Consider the following 19,225-nt stretch of genomic DNA (forward strand, 5'->3'; position numbering starts at 1 on the left):
TAAGATTTATTTTCTATGGCTTTGAGACTTCTCTTGCTCTCTCTTTGCATCTTCTACGCCCTTTTTCCATAGGCTGTGGCGATGTAGGACATATTTTGCGCTGATTTTGCCACTAAACATTCCACTAAGCAATGGGCGGTTTTCTTTAAAGATAAACGCTGCTAGGTGTCCAATGATTGCAAGAATCATTAAAAACATTCCTAGATTGTGGAGTTGTGTCGCCCAAAACATTACGCCTTCGCTTAGGTTTAGTCCGCTTAAATTTTTATAAGTTTTAATTAAGCCTGTAATAATAAGAAGCAAAATAACAAATGCGATTCCAACATACGCTAGGCGTTGCTCTGGTAAATACTTTTCGCTAGGTGGTTCTTTGGTTTTTAAAAGCATTGCTTTAATCACAGCGATACTTCTTGAAAAATCTCCCTTTTTTGGAAGAATATCAAATTCCTTGCGACCGCTATGAAAAACAATGTGAAATAATACAAAAAAACAAAGAATTGCTGCAAAAACATAATGAATGATTAAGGAAATGTGATAATCCCCACTCCAGCCCATAAGTGGAAGTTCGTTGAGCATATAGCGTTTTGCCACTGGCATTTGTAGGATTCCACTAAAAATTAACCCAAAAATACTTAAGGCAACACCCCAATGCACGATTCTATTTTGTAGGCTTTGTCGTTCAATTTTGGCATTATTTTGCATTTTTATCCCCTTTGTTTGATTTTGCTATGGCAATTCCCCCAGCAATCGCCCCAACAACAGGGGCTAAAAGCACACTTTTAATGAGTGCCGAATCGCTACTTACGAAGTTTTTAACTTCTAGGTTTAAATGTGGAATTCCAACTTTTTGTGGTTTTTCTTTGGTGAAGCTATACTTTTGATTAAGGGCATTATCTAGTATTTCAAAAGGGATTGGCGAAACATAAAGCGTTGAAGTTCCGCCATTTTGGGTATCTCCATAAATATAAGTGCCTTGCATTTGCGCTTTTTGCTTATAGGATTCTGCAATTTCTTGTGATTTTTTGAAAATTTCATCTCTTTTACCAAAGGTAATTGCACCTTTAGGGCAAGAAGTTTCACAAGCTGGTGCTTGATTTTTTGCAAGTAAGTCCGCGCAAGAATCACATTTATACATTGCTCCACCACCGGCTAATTTTGGGGCGATTTTTAAATAGATTCCAACTCCGGCTTGTCTTTGTGGAATCCCCCAAGGACAGACATCACGACATTTTGCGCCACCAAAGCAAAAGGTATCATCAATGCTAACTGCGCCATTCTCATCTTTACTAATCACTCCAAAAGGGCAGATTTTTTGACAAGTTGGGTCATCGCAATGCATACAACGCCTAGGGATAAAGACTTCTTGTTGGCCTTGTGGTGTATCTAGGATAAGATTTTCTATGTAAGTCCAATTATAAGGCGTCAAACGCGAGATATTATCGCGATTTTTAGAATAATCTTCATAGATTTTGCGCGGAAAATAATAGGGAATATTAGAAATAGGATTTGGGAAGTTTGGCAAATTTTTGTTTTGACAGGCTTGCACGCATTTTGGAGTGCCTAAATCCTTACAGCCATCGCAACGCCCTATATCAATAATAGAAGCAGTTTTATAGGTGGGCTTAGTGGAATCTGTATTTTGTGGAGTTTCTTTGGCATTAAGACTCATTGCGCCAACGCTTGCGATTCCTATAACTTTGAAAAAATGGCGGCGATTGATTTGTTGCATTGTTTTGCCTTTTGTTTAATTTTATGCAATTATATGTGGAGTTTAGATAGAATAAAGTAACAAAGTTACTCTATTAATTAAGGTTGATTTTGAACGCTACAATTAAGAAATTAATGGAATCTTGGGGAGTTTCATCAAACGACTGCGCGGTGTATGCGCAAAAGATTTATACAAAAAATTTTCCCAAAAATTACAAAATTTTTAGCGAAGATGATGAGTGTCGTGGGCTTGTTTATATTTTAGATGGTGCATTACGCGCTTATATTGTCTCGCCTAGTGGAAAAGAAATTAATCTATTTATTTTGCAAAAAGATGAGTATTGTATTCTCTCTGCTTCGTGTATGTTAAAAAACATTTGCTTTGATGTAAATTTGGAGTTTGTCAAAACTTCTAGTGTGATGATTTTGCCTAGCAAAACCTTTAATATTCTTTGTGAAAAATACCCAGTGGCTAGAAAGTTTCAAGTAGATTTGGTGAGTGAGCGTCTCTCACGCGTTGTATTTACTCTTGGTTCTTTAGCATTTGATACATTGGGCGATAGGATTTTAGAGTTTTTAAAGACACGCTTGAGTGAGAGTTTGCAACAAGAGTCTAAGACGCTCTATGTAACACACGAAGAGATTGCAAATGCACTAGGGAGTGCTAGAGAAGCTGTTTCAAGAATGTTAAAAGAGCTTGAAAAGCAAGGTAAGGTTAAAACAGGGCGTGGAATCGTAGAGTTGTTGTAAGTTATTTGATAATTTTTATTGACAAATAAAAATAATTTTTGTAGTATAAGCGACTTTTTTATAGGACAAAAATTTATAGCTTTTAAGGAAAATCAATGTTTGAAAAGTTATTAAAAGATAATAATTTAAAAATTACTCCCCAAAGACTTGCAATTTTAAAAGAGATTCAAAGGTTTGGACATATTGGTATTGATGAGATTTACGAAAACATTAAAGAGAGTAATCCATCAATGTCGCTAGCAACGGTGTATAAGAATCTCACCTTTATGCAAGAAGCTAAAATTATTGATGAAGTGAAGCTTCCTAATCAAAAGCAACGCTACGAACTTGTGAAAAATCCGCATATTCATCTTGTTTGTGAAAAATGTGGGAGTATCACAGATATGGAAATGAAAGATTCTTTAGAGGCATTTAAGAAAGAATGCGCAAAGCAATCGCATTATTCGATTAAGGATACTTCTGTTGCAATGCTCGGCGTTTGTCCGAAATGTCAAAACCTAGATTAAGATAAGTCTATGGATTTAGAATTTTATATTTTAACTCCGCAAGATTCCAATCTTCAAGCGTATCAATATCTTGAACACGCGATTGTGGCAGGATAAAACTCAAAGAGTTTTCAAAAATATTTTCTCTCTCTTTCCAAATTTTTGCCTCAGCAAAATAAAATTGTCCCGCATCGTGATAGACTTTTTCTAAGTCTTGGGAGCGTTTGTTAAAATGCTTTTTAAAAAGCATTGTATTTTTGCCCTGCGTAAGAGTAAAGGCGCGAAATGGGGAATAATCATACTCCACAGCGCTAAAGCAATAGCAATCTTGCGCATTTTCTTTTGCCTGTAAAAAAGCATTTTTAAGCGTGCTGGAATCTAAAAGTGGTGCAGTAGCGTATAAACAGCATACAAAGGATTCCGCCTTTAAGTCTAAAGCTTCTATGGTGTGTAAAATTACTTCTCTAGTGCCTGTGTAATCATTGCTTAAATATTTTGGGCGTTTTAGTGCAGTTACGCCTAGTGTTGTCGCATAATTTAAAATCTCTGTATCATCACTTGAAACAATAATTTGAGAAAAGATTCCACATTTTAGAGCGTTTTGAATGCTATAAGCAAGAATGGGCTTGCCACAAAACTCTTTTAAATTTTTACGCAAAATCCGCTTGCTCCCACCACGCGCTGGAATCACACAAACACAAGACATTTTATGTTCTTTTTTGAATGGAATCTTTTAAAAGATTAATCACTTTTTGTTGTTCTTGTTCGCTTAGAGTTGGGAAAAGTGGTAGCGTGATAGTATTTTTATAATAGGATTCCGCATTTTTAAAATCCCCTTTTTTAAATCCAAAGCGCGCATAAAAGGGCTGCAAATGGATAGGGATATAATGCACTTGCGCACCAATGCCCGCATTTGTGAGTCTTTTAAAAAGCTCTTTGCGCTTGATTCCACTTTTTTTATTTAGCACAATCACATAAAGATGAAATGCGCTGTAATTATAGGATTCTACAAAGGGTAAGGTTAGCTCTAAATCCCTTAAGTTTTCATCATAGATTTTAGCTAGAGTATTGCGCTTTGCAACATAGCTTTCAAGGCGTGTGAGTTGTGAGAGTCCAAGTGCGGCGTGAAGCTCACTTAAGCGGTAGTTAAAACCTATAATTTGTTGTTCATAATACCACGCCCCTTGCTTTTTGTGCTCAAAGTCATTGCAATCCTTTGTAATTCCGTGGCTTTTTAGCATTTGCATTTTCTTTGCATATTTTACATTATTTGTGGTTGCGATTCCACCTTCTGCTGCGGTAATGATTTTTACAGGGTGCAGGCTAAAAATGGTAATATCACTAAAGGCGCAAGAGCCAATGGGATAGGTGCGATAACTTCCACCAAGTGCGTGAGAGGCGTCTTCAATGATTTTAAAGCCATATTTTTTTGAAAGCTTAAAAATACTTTCCATATCACAGCTTTGCCCTGCAAAATGCACTACAACAAGCACTTTAGGAAGCTTGTGCTTTTTGGTGCGCTTAAGTTTAAGGCTCAAAGATTCTACGCTAAGATTGTAAGTTTTAGGGTCAATATCTACAAAATCCACTTTTGCTTCACAATAGATTCCACAATTTGCGCTTGCAACAAAGCTATTTGTGCTAGTCCATAGCCAATCTCCCTTTCTTAATCCAAGTGCAAGCGCGGCACAATGCAAGGCAGAAGTTGCGCTATTAAAACTTATGCTAAATCCCGCTTTGACTTTCTTTGCGATTTGTGTTTCAAACTCTTGTGCTTTTGGTCCTTGCGTGATGAAGGGAGATTTTAGCGTTTCTACAACTGCATTAATATCAGCTTCTAAAATTTCTTGTCTGCCATAGGGTATCATAGTAACTCCAAAAGTTCTTGTGGGCTTAACCATTGCGTGTTTGAGCCAGAATCATAGGAAAATCCGCGCGGGACAAGTTTGCCTATCTCACCTAGCGCATTTTTGCTAAAGTCTGTTAAGAAGCTAAATTGAATGGTTGGAGCTATCACATAATGATCGCTAAAAGCATAGGTAATATGGCTATCATCACTAGGACACATTGTTTCGTGGATTTTCTCACCCGGGCGGATTCCAATGATTTTATGTGGTAAATTTGGTGCTAGAGCTTTTGCCGCTTCTGTAATTTTCATTGAAGGAATCTTAGGCACAAAGGTCTCCCCGCCCTGCATTCTTTCAAAGTTTTTTAGCACAAAATCTACGCCTTGCTGCAAAGTAATCATAAAACGCGTCATTTCAGGGTCTGTGATGGGAAGCTCTTTTGCGCCTTCTTTAATGCACTTTTGAAAAAAGGGAATCACAGAACCACGCGAGCAAATCACATTCCCATAACGCACAACAGAAAAGCGTGTTTTACGCGTGCCTGCAATATTATTTGCCGCAACAAAGAGTTTATCGCTTGCAAGCTTTGTTGCACCATAGAGATTAATAGGGTTTGCTGCCTTATCGGTAGATAGTGCAATCACCTTATCTACTTCATTTGCAAGGGCAGCATTGATAACATTTTGTGCGCCATTGATATTTGTTTTAATGCATTCCATAGGATTATATTCAGCCGCTGGAACTTGTTTAAGGGCGGCAGCGTGGATAATATAATCAATCCCTATTGTAGCTTCTCTTAAGCGAGCTTCATCACGCACATCACCTAGAAAATAACGCATACAAGAAGCATTGTAAGTTTGCGCCATTTCATATTGTTTAAGTTCATCGCGAGAGAAAATTACAATTTTTTTAGGCTTATATCGTTCTAGCAAGGTTTTTGCATAACGCTTGCCAAAACTTCCTGTCCCCCCTGTGATAAGAATGCTTTTGTTATTAAACATCTCAATCCTTCTGTAAAAAATGGATTCTATTATAGCAAGTAATATCTTTATTAATTTAAGGTTTTGTAAAATAAAATTTGTATCAAGTTTTGCTAGGGAGTGTGATTTTGAAAAAATTCTGCGTTTTGTTGTTGGGCTTTTGTGCTTTTGTGCGTGCAGATAGTGTTTTGGATTCCATACATTTAAAAGCACTTTTGCAAAATGTGCGTGAAAATCCACTCATTGAAGCTAGAAATACGGAATCCAAAGCGTTAAGATCTGAGAAAAAGGCACTTTATGGGGAGTATTTGCCAAAGGTTGCGTTAGGCTATGCTTATCAAAACACGCTAAACCCTGATATTTTCTACCCAAAGCGTGTTGATGGAATGTTTTTAGAAGCGCAATGGTTGCTTTTTGATGGATTAAAGCGCGAAGGTAAGCTAGAAACAGCAGAATATAAAATCAAGGCTAAGGAAGCACAAGCAAAAAGCACAAAAGACAAGTTAGAATTAAAAATCATACAAGAATATTTTAATGCCTTAAGTGTAGAAGGCAAACTAAATGCGCTAAAACATCAGCAAAAAGAGCTTAAAGAGAGTATAGCAAAGTATGAAAAATTCTACGGAGTAGGGCTTGCAACACTGGATACGCTAGAGGCTATCAAGGCGCAAAGCTATCAAAATTCTTATGCGATAGAATCTCTAAAGCTTGCCTATAAAGCGCATTTAGAACAACTCTCGCTTTTAAGTGGTGTGCAAGTAACTTTGCTTAATGCAAGGGCAAAGTTACAAGAAGTTTCTTTGGAGATTCAAAAACAACAAAGAGAAGATTTGCAAGCAAATTTTTATGCAACAAAGGCAATGGAGAGTGCAAAGTCTCAATACACTTATTTTCCACAAATTGCGCTAACTAACCGCTACACGCGCTATAACTATCACAATCGCAATATTCCACTCTTGCCCTTTAATATCCCCTTAGAAGATCCAAGTTATCAAAATATTTTTGGAATCTCTATAAGCTTTACACTATTTGATAGCTTTGCAACTTTAAGGGCAAGAGAAAGTGCGAGACTAAATGCATTAGCAGCAAATCTTAAATACGCATATTTAAAAAACTCACAAGATAAAGAGTTAATCATTGCCAAAGAAGCATTAAAAAGCGCGAAAGAAAAAATCACTTGGGCAAAATCAGGCGTAAAGTCTGCTTCTATTGCATATTCTTATGCAAAAGAGAAGTTTAACGCACAACTTATTGATTATACGCAGTATTTAAATGCGTTAAGTACGCTTTTAAATGCGCAAAGCTTTTATGATGAAGCTCGATTTAATTATGAGATTAAAAAGGCGGAGTTTCTTTATAAAAATGGAAATGCTCTAGCGGAGTTTGTGGATTAAAAATATTTAACTTTTTTAAAGTTTCGCCGATTTTGCTTAAAAGAGATTTAGTTTTATCTAATCATAAGGGATTAGCAATGCAGATTGAAGCAAAACTTAGTGTGGATAATTCAAGTGCTTTGCAGTTAAGGAGCATGAGACTCACACCGCAAGAACTAGAAGAAATAATGAGGCAAGAACAAGAGCATTTAGAGCGTAGCAACGCTGCGGCAATGAATGCTAAGGTTAATCAGATTTTAGGAAGTGATTATGGGCTAGATGCGAATAAGCTTAATTATTTTACTTCAAACTTCTACTCACATAATGTATCGTACGATAAATTTGGGAACACAATCTTTGGCTCTGCTTATAATAGCTTCTTAAAAAACGGAATCTCAGGGTTTTATGGAGATGTTTTAAATACTGCTGGAAAGTCTAGTTATCTTGATACACCTATTGGGAAAATGGAAGTTTTTTGGACTTAGATAATATGAATGGCAAGTATAATGCCGGAAAAATTAGCAGTATGGGCAAGCTTATTAATTTAGATGTTAACCAAGATGGTTTCTTAGATGCTGATGATGAGTATTTTGACAAATTAAAGCTTAAGGGTTATAACTCTGAAGGCGAAGAAGTGGTGCTAAAGCTTAGTGATGTGTATAATGCGTTAGATTTGACAAGATTTGTTAATACGCAAAAGGATATAGACGCTGAGATTGCAAAATATGGACACAGTAAGCTAAAAAATGGAACAAGTTTGTTTCGCCCAGAAGAAAGTTATAAAAGAATAGATGAAAAGGGCATTAAGAATTTAAAGCTATTCTTTAAAAACAATGGCACAGAAGATGGCTGGATAGATTTAAGAGAGAGTTATAAAGACGAGTTTGGATTAGAACGCTTTGTGTATGCGGATATAATGGAATCCCTGAAGTTTTCCTATAAGAAAACAGGGGCAAATAAAAGGATGCATTTAGAAGAATTGCGCTTTAGTATTTATGATGGACGCAATGAAACTAACAAGGCAACCGCTTCTAGTCATCTTAGTGATATACGGAACCGTTTCAATGCAATGTATAACGACTATTACAGGCAGGATAATAAGCAATCTATGGATTTAAATGGCAGAGTTAATTTTAGAGAACCTGCTAATAAACTTGCCATTCAAAGAGAGTTTCAAGTAGTTACGGGGACGAAGTTTAGCGAAGCGAAGTTTAAAGAGTTTTATCAAGGCTTAAATGATCCAAAAACAGCAGAGCAATACGCGTATTCTCTAAAGGATACGGATTCTGTTGTGGCAATGAAGCTTCACGATAATGGAAAATTATCTTTTGTTTTTGATTCTGGGAGAAGTGTGAGTGTTGATATAAGGGATATTTTTGTAACTGATGGTGAGTTTAATCTCACAGAAAAGCAGCAGAGATCTAGTACAATGAGCGATGCAACAAGTCTAAATGAAGAGGAGCTAAACAAGCTTGACTTTACACAAGTTGGAGTGCAAACGGATAATGGAATCATATCTTTAGCAGATTTAGGCATACAATTTATCCAAAAAGATATGCTTGCAAATGGACAAACAGGCTTCACACTTGTAAAAGGCGATGGTTCTACGCTTGCTGCTTTGGATTTATATAGAATTAGAAGTGTAGAGAGTATGCTTTTATTTAGTGAGTTAAGCGAAAAAGACAAATTGCGTCCCAAGTTTGAAAAAGAAGCATAGGAAAGTTTTAAGAGAAAAGCATTACAATGCGTCAAAGAATAAGGGGGAATTTAGCATTGTAAGGAAGGCTTTTGAAAACTTGGATTTGTGGAATTTTGAGTGTTGTAGTATTTGCGCTTGGGCTAAAGGCAGAATCGCAAATACAAAAAGAAGTCTATGCAACTTTTGAAGTGCAAGCAACACAAAGTGCGCTTTTAGCTCTTAGTGCAAATGGAGTTGTGGATAGAATTTATGTAGAAATTGGGAGTGTTGTTAAAAAAGGTGATAAACTTTTAGAATTAAGGGCAAAAGATTTAAAAGAAAATGTGCAAGTGGCTAAGGCAGGCTTAGAAGCCTTAAGAGTAAAGCATAGTTTTCTATCTAAACAATTTAAGCGCTATGAAAAGTCTAAAGACGCGTTAGATTTAAACACATTTGAAAAAGTTCAAGCAGAATACAAGGCAAGTGTTTTTGAGCTTCAACGCGCAGAAGCAAACTATGCATTACAAAAAGAATTGCTAGAAAACACGATTCTTTATGCGCCCTTTAGTGGAGTGATTAGCCAAAAGTTTGTGGAAGTTGGTGATGGAGTTGGGGCTATTTCAAGCAAGGCATTTGCCCTAGAATCCTTAGAGAAAAAGGCAATTATCCATTTTGATTCACGCTATTTTGAAGTGGTGCAAGTGGGAGACAGCTTTGCCTATAAGATTGATGGAATCTTGCAAGATTCTAAACTCACACTTCACAAGATCTACCCTAGTGTGGATAAAAATACCAAAAAGGCAATAGCGGAAAGCTTAATAAAGGAATCCAAAATCCCATCAGGTATCTTTGGCGATGGAATGATTTATCTCTCGCCTAAAAAGTCTAATAAAAAGCCAAAAAGAGTGTTGTAATGTCAAAATTTGCTATCACGCATCCTATTAGTGCCTTAATGTTTGTATTAGCTCTTGTGTTTTTTGGGAGTGATGCACTAAGGCGTTTAAGCGTTTCGCTTTATCCTAATGTCGATGTGCCTGTAATTACAATCACTACCGTTTATCCCGGAGCAAATCCAGAGATTGTAGAAGGAAAGGTTACAGATAGGATAGAAGAAGCAGTTAGTGGAATAGAATCGCTTAAGAAAATCACTTCCACAAGTGCTGATAGTGTGAGCATTGTTGTAGTGGAGTTTGAGTTAGAAAAAGATATTAATATTGCCGCAAATGATGTGCGCGATAAGATTTCTACAATTAGTTTTGGAAGCGAAGTTAAATCTCCCATTGTGGAGAAGTTTGATGTAGGTGGTGCACCGATTGTTTCGCTCTTTATCACTCCCAAAAAGCCTATAAAAAACACGCAAGAGCTGTTGGAATTAAATTTGCACACAGATTTAAATGTTAAACCCTTAATTCAGCGGATTAAAGGTGTGGGGAAAGTCAATTTAGTTGGGTATTTAGAAAGAGAGATTAAAATTAGTCCAAATCCTAGCGCATTAAACAAATATAATCTTAGCTTTAGTGATATTGCACGCGCGATTAATGCGCAAAACATTGAAATTGATGGAGGTCGGCTAATCAATGAAAAAAGAGAGTGGAAAATCTTAACAAAAGCCGATGCTACAAGTGTGCAAGACTTAGGAAATATCCTTATCGCACAAGGGATTAAACTAAGCGATATTGCAGTTATTTTAGATTCCACAAAAGAACAAAGAAGCTTTTCAAATCTTGCAACACCACAAGGAAGTCATAGCGGAATCTTACTAGAAGTGCAAAAAATCACGGGGGCAAATGAGATTGAAATTGCTAATTCTTTAAAAGCCATTTTACCGGAGTTGCAAGCAATGGACGAGAAGTATGAATTACATCTTGTGCGTGATACGACAAATTATATTAAAGATACGATTGCTGCTGTGGAGTTTGATTTAATTTTAGGAGCGTTTTTAGCTGTGTTTGTGGTGTTCGTATTTTTGCGCAATTGGCGCATTACCTTTATTGCAAGCCTTAGTATTCCTACTTCTGTAATGGGTGTTTTTGCGCTGATGTATGCCTTTGGTATGACGCTAAACCTTGCAACAATGATTGCCATAACTCTTGCTATTGGAATTATTATTGATGATGCTATTGTTGTGATTGAAAATATTTATAAAAAAATTGAAAATGGAGAAGAGCGCAAAAAGGCAGCTTATGATGGGGTAAAAGAGATTGGATTTGCTCTTGTGGCGATTTCTTGTATGCTACTTGCCGTGTTTATTCCTATTGCAAATATGAGTGGGGTAACAGGGCGGTTTTTTACTTCTTTTGGGATTACACTTGCTGGTGCGATTGTAATTTCTTATTTAGTTGTGATTACCTTTATTCCAATGCTAAGTGCGCGTATTGTGGATACACAGGCAGTAAATAGTAGATTTTATCTTTGGAGTGAAAAATACTTTAAGGCTTTAGAGCAATTTTATCTATCTGTGTTAGGGTGGGTTTTAAGGCATAAAGCACTTGTAATAGGTGGAATCCTAAGCGTATTTGTGGCTTCTTTGTTTTTGGTTGCGCGTTTAGGGATTGAGTTTTTGCCATCAGAAGACAAGGCGGAGTTTGATATTAAGCTAGTTAGCAAGCCAGGAATTTCTTTGCAAGAAATGCAATACCAAACTTTAGAGATTCAAGAACATTTGCAAACTTTAAGTGAAGTGGAATATAGTATTTTAAATATTGGATTTACTGCGGAGCAAAAGGTGTATGAAGCCAAGATTTATGTGCGTCTTAGCCCTTATAACAAGCGCGAACGCTCGCTTAAAGAGATTATAGAGTCTTTAAGAGGAGATTATAAGCCTTTTTCTGAGAGGTTTAAAATGGAGATTGCTATTATTGAAATTCCACAAATTAGTTTGGGTGAAGATGATTCTCCTTTACAAATGGCAATTTTCTCACAAAATCCAAATGCGCTTGCAAGTAGCGTGCAAAAGATTCAAAACTTAATGGAGCAAAGTGGCAAATACCTCGATATTCACACAGATGTTAAAGCGCAAACACCTCAAATTCGCCTTAAAATTAATCGTATTTTAGCTGCACAATATGGCTTTAGTGCTAAAGAGATTGCCATTGCTTTAAATAGTGCTTTTAGTGGCGTGCAGGAAGTTTCATATTATAGGGAAAATGGGAAAGAGTATAACATTGTATTGTTGAGTCCTAAAAAGGATTCCATTGTTGATATTAGTTATCTTAGTTTAAGAAATGCACAAGGGCAAAATGTATTTTTAGATGGGCTTGTGGAGATTGAAGAAGTAGCGGCAGTTACAAATGTGAAGCGTTATGATAGGCAACGCAGTGTGATGGTGTATGCAAATTTAAGTGAAAATGTGAGTTTAGGGGAAGCTACAAATTATTTAGAGCAAAATAAAGCACAATGGCTAGAAGATGGTGTGCATTATAAAGTGGAAGGATATGCAAAATATATGCAAGAAACAAATGCCGCCTTTGTGGTAGCTATGGTTTCAGCTTTGTTTTTGATTTATTTCATTTTAGCCTCCTTGTATGAGTCGCTTTTAGAGCCTGTGATTATTATGATAACCTTGCCTTTGAGTTTTACAGGGGCTTTTTTGGCGTTGTTTTTAAGTGGAGCAAGTTTGAGTTTGTTTAGCATTATGGGGCTTATGCTTTTAATGGGGCTTGTAGGTAAGAATGCAACGCTTATCATTGATGTGGCAAATGAGAAGCGCGAAGAGGGGATGGATATTGATAATGCAATTTTACACGCAGGTGTGCTTAGATTGCGTCCAATTTTAATGACAACCATTGCAATGGTGTTTGGAATGTTACCTTTAGCGCTTGCTGGTGGAGCTGGAAGTGGGATAAAATCGCCAATGGGGATAGCGATGATTGGGGGATTGCTTGTTGCAATGGTGTTAAGCTTGCTAATTGTGCCAGCGTTTTATAAGATTTTAGCACCACTTGATACGCGTTTAAGAAAATGGTATGCATAAACCTAGAATCACTCTTAGGAGTAATGCATTCCTAAAGATATGTTATTAAATGTTATTATTGGGAAATGCTAAAAAGACTCTAAAATGCTAGCTTCTATGGAGTCAAAAATGGACTCTTGCTCTGTTTATTGCACATTCCACTTGACTTTACAAAAAAACGATACAATGCCCTCTCCAAATTCAAAATAAAGGAAAAAAATGACAAAAATGACAAACTAAACAGAATCTAATGATAAATCTAACAATGGGCGAGATTTTCTTAAAAATTCACTGCATTTAGCGGGTGGATTAGCATTTGTTGGTATGGGAGCAAATACACTTTTAGCACAAGATTCTAAAGCTTCTAAAATCGCTTCAATCCCATATCCTAGCGGAGCAAACCTTGCAAACAATCCCCGTTTTAATACAATCCCAAGTGTAAAGCTAAATAATGGAATCTTTATGCCAATTCTTGGGTTTGGCACACTCAAATTAGGTAATCAAAAAGAAACGCAAAAATATGTAGAACAAGCATTAGAAGTGGGATTTAGACTTTTTGATACCGCACAAAGCTATGGCAATGAAGAAGGCGTTGGAAGGGCGATTAAATCTAGTGGGATTAGAAGAGAAGAGAAGAGATATTTATCACTTCTAAGCTTTTTAAAGCCTATGCGACAGAGGATAAGGCAGGAAAAGCCTATGATGAGAGCTTAAAGAAATTGCAAATTGATTATGCGGATTTATATCTTATCCACCAGCCTGTAAATGACACTTATGGTGCGTATAGGGCGATGAGTGAGCTTTATAAACAAAAGAGAGTTAGGGCTATTGGCGTGAGTAACTTTAGCGATGCTAGACTAATGGATTTTGTGCAAAATTTTGAAATCACTCCGGCTGTAAATCAAATAGAGTGCCACCCACATTTTCAGCAGATACAAGCCCAGCTATTTTGCCAAAAACTTGGAGTGCAAATGGAAGCGTGGAGTCCCCTAAAACAAGCATGAGATAATATATTGCAGGATAAAACTTTGCGTGAAATAGGTAGCAAATACAACAAAACTCCCGCACAAGTGATTCTAAGATGGATAGTGCAAAGAGGCATTGTAACCATACCAGCTAGTAAAAATATAGCCCATATGAGAGAAAATTTTAATATTTTTGATTTTTCATTAGATAGGGCGGATTTGCTTAAGATAGCCGAGCTTGACACACCGCATAGAATGCTTGATCACGCCAATCCAGATACGATAAAATGGTTCAATGAAAGAGAAATCGGCACAACTTTGAAAAGATAAGAAAGATTGGAATATTAGAAACTAGATTAAAGAATCCCAAATGGGATTCTTTTAATTATTTTAGTGTGAAAAGAATGTTCTTGCCATCTTGATAACTTAAGATTTGGAAAGTTCCATTTTCTGAAATTAACAAGCTTCTAGCATTTGTAATTGTTTGTGGGTAGCTAATAGTTTTTGTTATGCTCTCACTTTGTGGATTAATCACAACAATCACATTGTGGTTTTTGCTAAGTGCATAAAGTTCTCCTTTGTGATACACCATAGAAGTAATGTATAAATCACCGAGTGTTTTGCCTTCTTTAAGTGTTGCATTTGGGATAAATTCTGCGGATAGGATTCTATCTTTTAGAGAGAATTTACTAATCACAAGTGTTTTGGCATTTTTGTTATTTGGTGTTGTTGCAAGATAGAAATACTTGCCATCACTTGCTATGCTTGCAGTGTGGAAAAACTTGGATCTTACCGTATCTAAACGACCTCTGCCTAAGCCTTCACCTTGTCCTTCAAATTTATCTGCACCTTTGATAAAGTCTGCGTATTGCTTAACTTCAGACGCATTTGGGTTTTGTTGGAATCGTAAAAAGGATTTGTTAGATCCCATTAAGATATATTTGTTATCCATATAAGGGATAATGCCGATGATTGGATCAATCGTTGCTGAAAAATAAGGATCTAGCTGGAAGCTTGATTTTTCTTTAAACGCATCATCTAAGAAAGCAACATCAAATTTTGAGCTCACAACATACTCACCATAAATGTAATTTAATGTATTAATAGGCTTTGAAAATTCAATGTCTTTGCTTGTTGCAACTTCTAATGCTTCATCAACATTTAAAGGAGCATTTTTGCTATCGTTGTCAAATACGATTCCAAGTTTTTGGCCTGCAGGAGCAAATGCGTAATCTGGTGCTTTAACATCTCTTGCGCCTAAAAATGAGAATCCCTTAAGCTTGCTATTCCAATAATCAGTAGACCAAATGATATATTTAGGATTTAAACTAAATCTTACTGGATCTCCTTGCCCTGCATAAGGTGGAATCCCGGTGCTTACAAAGGCTTGAAAAACATTTGAAGCAATGATAAATGTTGTAATAAGCACAGCAATAAATGAGAATTTTGTCCAATCTCTAATTTTTTTGCCAGCCATTTCTGTATCAAATTCTCCAAATTTTGGAGCAAATGCGAAAATTACACCTAGTAATAAAACAACTGCCCAAAACACAACTTCTGCCCAAAAATAAGTATGGATTCCAAAAACAGCTAGCCCAAACCCTTGATCCAAATCACGCATAGCGTGGTTTCCAAAGTGTGCAAGAGATTGATACAATCCAAATGCAGTAACAATTAATAGTGCAGAAACATATTTGCCTTTAATTCCATATCTAATGATAAAAAACGCAATCACACCGATATAAATCATTGCTTGGCGTTGTCCCCAGCATAGCGTGCAAGGGCTATCCCCTAGCATATAGCCAAACACAAGATTTGCAATACCCACAGGTAATAAAATAATTAAAAATCCTGCTAAACACATAAGTGTGTAGAAATTTTTTGCTTTTACATTTTCAGTCATTGTTCACCCTTTAAAGATTCATATTTGTAAGCAATGCACTTGATTTATGCGCAATGTAAAGCACAATCATAATTACCCACGAAATCATTACAAGATTAAAAGCCAGTTTTTCTTTTTCTGGTTTTTTGATGATTAAAATCATCGCAATTAAAACCATCAGAAGTTCTAAAAACTCCATAGCGACTCCTTGAAAAATAATGTTGATAAAGATCAAACGAGACGAAATTCTAGCAAAGAGTCCATTCTTGAAGTGTTAATTTTTTAAACTAAGAATGATAATTAAGAATGTTGTAATTTTAAAACACTTCATAAAGTGAGTTTGCTTTTTTCATCCACTCTTCTAGCTCTCCCCATTTCTTCTCTTGGATTAGGGCTTTTGCAAAGGCTAATTCTGCTTCAAAACAATCAAGGGATTTTAAAAGCTCTTCTCTGTTTTGCTTAGAAACATCGCTCCACATTCTAGGCGAGCTTTTTGCAATCCTTACCATACTCTTAAATCCTCCACCTGCAAGGGCTAGAATATCTGTTGGGTTTTGCTGGGATAACACAGTGTTTGCAAGTGCATAGCTAATAATGTGGGGTAAGTGGCTAATGAAGGCTGCGTGGTTATCGTGGGATTTGGAATCCATTTTGATAATGTGCATTTTTAAAGCGACAAAAATTTCCTTTGCCATCGCCACTTGCAGCTCTCCGCTTTGTTCTAAATCTGTTAAAACAATGATATGGTTGGGTAAAAGCTCTTTAAAAGCGGCTTTTGGTCCAAAATTTTCTGTGCCACTCATAGGATGGGCGCAAACAAAGTTTTTGCGAATCTCACTAGGAATGCTTGTTGCAATTAAATGCTTAGTGCTACCTAGATCGATGATTGTACAATGGGGTGCAACGCCAACAAGTTCTGGGAGTAAATGCAAGATTGCCTCCACGGGTGTGGCTAGAAAAATCACATCACAATGCTTGATTTCTTCTAAGCTTACGCCCTCATCAACAAGTCCCAAAGAGAGTGCTTGTTGTAAATGAATAGGATTATTATCTAATCCTACAATGCTTTTAAACATTTGTGTTTCTTTAAGTGCTAGCCCTAAAGAGCCACCAATTAGTCCTAGTCCAATGATACCTGCTTGCATAATTTACCCTAAAATAAAATTTTAGTTGCATTATAATATTGTTTTTATCTATAAAAGGTTAGAATCACAGGATTTTTTGATAAATTTTAAAGTAAGGCTTTTTGTAATGCTTTTTCCTAAAACTCTATTATCATTAACTCCCCTTTGTTTGTTTTTTTCTATAAGCGCGAATGCTATGAGTTTGCCAAAAATTAAAGAGGTGCATTATGAGGGATTAAATCATATTTCACCTTTGATTGCAAATGAAATTGCTAAGGTGCGTGTGGGAGAGCCATTGGATATTGATCGCATAGATGCTTCGGTGCGTGATTTTTATGCGCAGGGATATTTTAAGGATATTTGGGTAACGGAAGAAAATGGAATTTTAACTTACCATTTTGTGGAAAAACCAGTGATTGCAAGTTTGATTGTTAGTGGATATGGAGCTGGGAAGGAACAGCAACAACTTGATAAAGAAATTGGTCTAAAAAAGGGCGATGTGTATGATGAAAATAAAATTGCAAATGTGCGTCGTCAAATTGTTAGATTGCTTGAAGCGCAAGGCTTTTATGATAGTGTTGTTGAGGTTAAAACAGAAGAAATCTCAAAAAATGCATTAAAAGTTACACTTGAGATTAATAAAGGCGAGAATATTATTATCAGAGAGGCAAACTATTATGGAAGAGACAATTTGTCTGTATCGCGCATTGAAGCAGCAATAGCAAATAAGGAAAAAGATTTTATTGGCTGGATGTGGGGGTTTAATAATGGAAAATTACAAATTAATGAGTTGGAATCCGATCGCTTAAGAATTCGCGATTTGTATTTGCAAAAAGGATATTTAGATGCAGATGTTAGCGTTCCATTTCTAAAAACGGACTTTACAACTTACAATGCGATTTTAGATTATCATATTAATGAGGGTGAGCGTTATAGAGTATCTGAAGTGGAGATTATTCTGGAAGAAGATGTAATTGAAACAGAGAAGCTTTATGATGATCTCAAGCTTAAAAAAGGAAAAGTCTATAATATTGCAAAAATGCGTGATGATATGGAATCTATTCGTTATAGAATTGGAGATTTGGGCTATGCTTTTGTGCGTGTTACTCCAGATTTAGATAAGAATCAAGAGGAAGGAAAAGTTAGACTTGTTTATTATGTGCAACCAGGTAAAAAAGTGCGCGTGAAAGATGTTATTATCTCTGGGAATAATAAAACGCTTGATAGGGTTGTGCGCAGGAATGTTTTGTTGGCTCCAGGTGAAGAATATGAAATGAGTAAAATTCAACGATCCAAGAATGCTCTTATGCGTACAGGCAGTTTTGAGAGTGTTGATATTCAAGAAGAGCGTGTAGATGAAGAAAATGTTAATTTGCTTGTGAAAGTAAAAGAAGGTAAAACTGGGGAATTTGCATTTGGTTTGGGATATGGAAGTTACGATGGTTTGATGGGGAGTGTTTCTATCAAAGATCGTAATATTTTTGGAACAGGATTGACTGCTGGGGTATATTTGGATAAAAGTGAAGTCTCTACGGCATATCGTTTAAATCTTTACAATCCAGCAGTCTTAGATAGTGAATATTCCTTGGGGACAGATGTCTATCAAAATGACTATGAAAATTATGACTACACAGAGACTTCTACTGGATTTAGCGTTGTTGGAGGTAGGAGAATTTGGGAAGATTTGGAATTGACACTTGGATACACTTTTCAAGAGACTAAATTGAGTGATTTTGATAGCAAATCATTAGAAGAGCTTTATCGTAGGTATTATTATCCTGGAACCTATGTAAAATCCTCTATCATCCCTGGTTTTAGTTTTGATAATACCGATGCATATCTTTTTGCTAAAAATGGGATTAGGGCATCTGGAAATATAGAATATGCTGGAGTTGGAGGGGACGCAGAGTTTATTAAATACCAAGGAAGTTACAATTTTTACAAATCTATTGAAGAATGGGTGGATATTGATTTGATTTTTAGATATCGTGCAAGAGCTGGTTATGTGCAGAGTGAGGGATATTTGCCCATTAGTGAAAAGTTTTATTTGGGGGGTATAAATAGTGTGCGTGGATTTGAAAGTCGTTCTATTACCCCAAGGGATAAGTTTGGTTTAAGGATTGGTGGAAAGCAATATTTTTATAATACTGTTGAATTAAGTTATAACCCTTTTGAAACTATACAGATGCGTTTTACAGCATTTTATGATTATGGAATGATTGGAAATAAGAATATTAATGATATGCAGCGTAGCTCTGTCGGTGTTGGAATAGAATGGGTTTCTCCAATTGGTGTGATTAATTTCATTTTCCCAAGAGCATTGGATGACAAAAAAGGTGATGAGACTTCATCTTTTGAGTTTTCAATGGGACAGAGGTTTTAATGCCTGAATCTTTACAGGAAGTTTTTGCTAAAAACTCTAGGGAGCAAAATGCAGTTGTTAAGACGGAAATACCGCGTGTAAGCACAGATGAGATTCTGC

Annotated in this window: 16 protein-coding genes and 1 pseudogene; 9 read left to right on the top strand and 8 right to left on the bottom strand. The window is 36.2% G+C overall.

What is annotated here, in order from left to right; genetic code table 11:
* Positions 1–6: 6 nt before the first annotated feature.
* Both IP358_RS00720 and IP358_RS00725 read right to left on the bottom strand, forming a co-directional pair.
* The gene (locus IP358_RS00720; protein ID WP_006802186.1) at positions 7–702 is read right to left on the bottom strand and encodes a formate dehydrogenase subunit gamma; all 696 of its coding nucleotides are present in this window, start codon (positions 700–702) and stop codon (positions 7–9) included.
* Positions 692–1,729 carry a 4Fe-4S dicluster domain-containing protein gene (locus tag IP358_RS00725; protein ID WP_006802185.1) on the bottom strand — a complete coding sequence of 346 codons (1,038 nt, stop codon included), beginning with the start codon at positions 1,727–1,729 and terminating at the stop codon, positions 692–694. Before IP358_RS00725 ends, IP358_RS00720 begins: the two co-directional genes overlap by 11 nt.
* Positions 1,730–1,818: 89 nt before the next feature.
* Here IP358_RS00725 and IP358_RS00730 point away from each other — a divergent pair, with 89 nt between their 5' ends.
* Entirely contained in the window at positions 1,819–2,457 is a 639-nt protein-coding gene (locus IP358_RS00730) for a Crp/Fnr family transcriptional regulator (RefSeq protein WP_006802184.1), read from the top strand.
* Between the two features lie 95 nt (positions 2,458–2,552).
* Complete coding sequence (locus IP358_RS00735; protein ID WP_006802183.1) at positions 2,553–2,963, top strand: Fur family transcriptional regulator; 411 nt, start codon at positions 2,553–2,555, stop codon at positions 2,961–2,963.
* 7 nt (positions 2,964–2,970) lie between these two features.
* Here IP358_RS00735 and pseF read toward each other — a convergent pair whose 3' ends face one another.
* Genes pseF through pseB form a run of 3 tightly spaced genes read right to left on the bottom strand, consistent with a single transcriptional unit; the run spans position 2,971 to position 5,790 of the window.
* On the bottom strand, positions 2,971–3,648 hold the full coding sequence (gene pseF, locus IP358_RS00740; protein WP_006802182.1) for a pseudaminic acid cytidylyltransferase: 678 nt from the start codon (positions 3,646–3,648) through the stop codon (positions 2,971–2,973).
* A gap of 1 nt (position 3,649) precedes the next feature.
* Positions 3,650–4,810, bottom strand: a complete 1,161-nt coding sequence (gene pseC / locus IP358_RS00745; RefSeq protein ID WP_006802181.1) for a UDP-4-amino-4,6-dideoxy-N-acetyl-beta-L-altrosamine transaminase — start codon at positions 4,808–4,810, stop codon at positions 3,650–3,652.
* On the bottom strand, positions 4,807–5,790 hold the full coding sequence (gene pseB / locus IP358_RS00750) for a UDP-N-acetylglucosamine 4,6-dehydratase (inverting) (RefSeq protein WP_006802180.1): 984 nt from the start codon (positions 5,788–5,790) through the stop codon (positions 4,807–4,809). Before pseB ends, pseC begins: the two co-directional genes overlap by 4 nt.
* A 101-nt stretch (positions 5,791–5,891) precedes the next feature.
* Here pseB and IP358_RS00755 point away from each other — a divergent pair, with 101 nt between their 5' ends.
* From IP358_RS00755 to IP358_RS00780, 6 genes and pseudogenes are all read left to right on the top strand, one after another.
* On the top strand, positions 5,892–7,163 hold the full coding sequence (locus tag IP358_RS00755; protein WP_370523595.1) for a TolC family protein: 1,272 nt from the start codon (positions 5,892–5,894) through the stop codon (positions 7,161–7,163).
* Between the two features lie 77 nt (positions 7,164–7,240).
* The gene (locus tag IP358_RS00760; RefSeq protein WP_040498286.1) at positions 7,241–7,627 is read left to right on the top strand and encodes a hypothetical protein; all 387 of its coding nucleotides are present in this window, start codon (positions 7,241–7,243) and stop codon (positions 7,625–7,627) included.
* A complete protein-coding gene (locus IP358_RS00765; protein ID WP_006802177.1) occupies positions 7,618–8,859 on the top strand; it encodes a hypothetical protein in 1,242 nt (413 codons plus the stop codon). Before IP358_RS00760 ends, IP358_RS00765 begins: the two co-directional genes overlap by 10 nt.
* Positions 8,860–8,930: 71 nt before the next feature.
* Complete coding sequence (locus tag IP358_RS00770; RefSeq protein WP_232086779.1) at positions 8,931–9,734, top strand: efflux RND transporter periplasmic adaptor subunit; 804 nt, start codon at positions 8,931–8,933, stop codon at positions 9,732–9,734.
* Positions 9,734–12,793, top strand: a complete 3,060-nt coding sequence (locus tag IP358_RS00775) for an efflux RND transporter permease subunit (RefSeq protein ID WP_006802175.1) — start codon at positions 9,734–9,736, stop codon at positions 12,791–12,793. The genes IP358_RS00770 and IP358_RS00775 overlap by 1 nt, the downstream gene beginning before the upstream one ends.
* Positions 12,794–13,234: 441 nt before the next feature.
* Positions 13,235–14,067 (top strand): annotated as a pseudogene (locus IP358_RS00780) (aldo/keto reductase).
* 55 nt (positions 14,068–14,122) lie between these two features.
* Here IP358_RS00780 and dsbI read toward each other — a convergent pair.
* The 3 genes from dsbI to IP358_RS00795 form a co-directional block, all read right to left on the bottom strand.
* A complete protein-coding gene (gene dsbI / locus IP358_RS00785; RefSeq protein WP_006802173.1) occupies positions 14,123–15,640 on the bottom strand; it encodes a disulfide bond formation protein DsbI in 1,518 nt (505 codons plus the stop codon).
* Positions 15,641–15,650: 10 nt separating this feature from the next.
* A complete protein-coding gene (dba, locus tag IP358_RS00790; RefSeq protein ID WP_006802172.1) occupies positions 15,651–15,818 on the bottom strand; it encodes a disulfide bond formation protein Dba in 168 nt (55 codons plus the stop codon).
* A gap of 118 nt (positions 15,819–15,936) precedes the next feature.
* Complete coding sequence (locus tag IP358_RS00795) at positions 15,937–16,764, bottom strand: prephenate dehydrogenase (RefSeq protein WP_006802171.1); 828 nt, start codon at positions 16,762–16,764, stop codon at positions 15,937–15,939.
* 175 nt (positions 16,765–16,939) lie between these two features.
* Between IP358_RS00795 and bamA the strand changes: the two genes are divergently transcribed.
* Positions 16,940–19,126, top strand: a complete 2,187-nt coding sequence (bamA, locus tag IP358_RS00800) for an outer membrane protein assembly factor BamA (protein WP_232086777.1) — start codon at positions 16,940–16,942, stop codon at positions 19,124–19,126.
* Positions 19,127–19,225 lie beyond the last annotated feature (99 nt).

The organism is Helicobacter winghamensis ATCC BAA-430 (assembly GCF_028751035.1).
Classification (GTDB): Bacteria; Campylobacterota; Campylobacteria; order Campylobacterales; family Helicobacteraceae; genus Helicobacter_D; species Helicobacter_D winghamensis.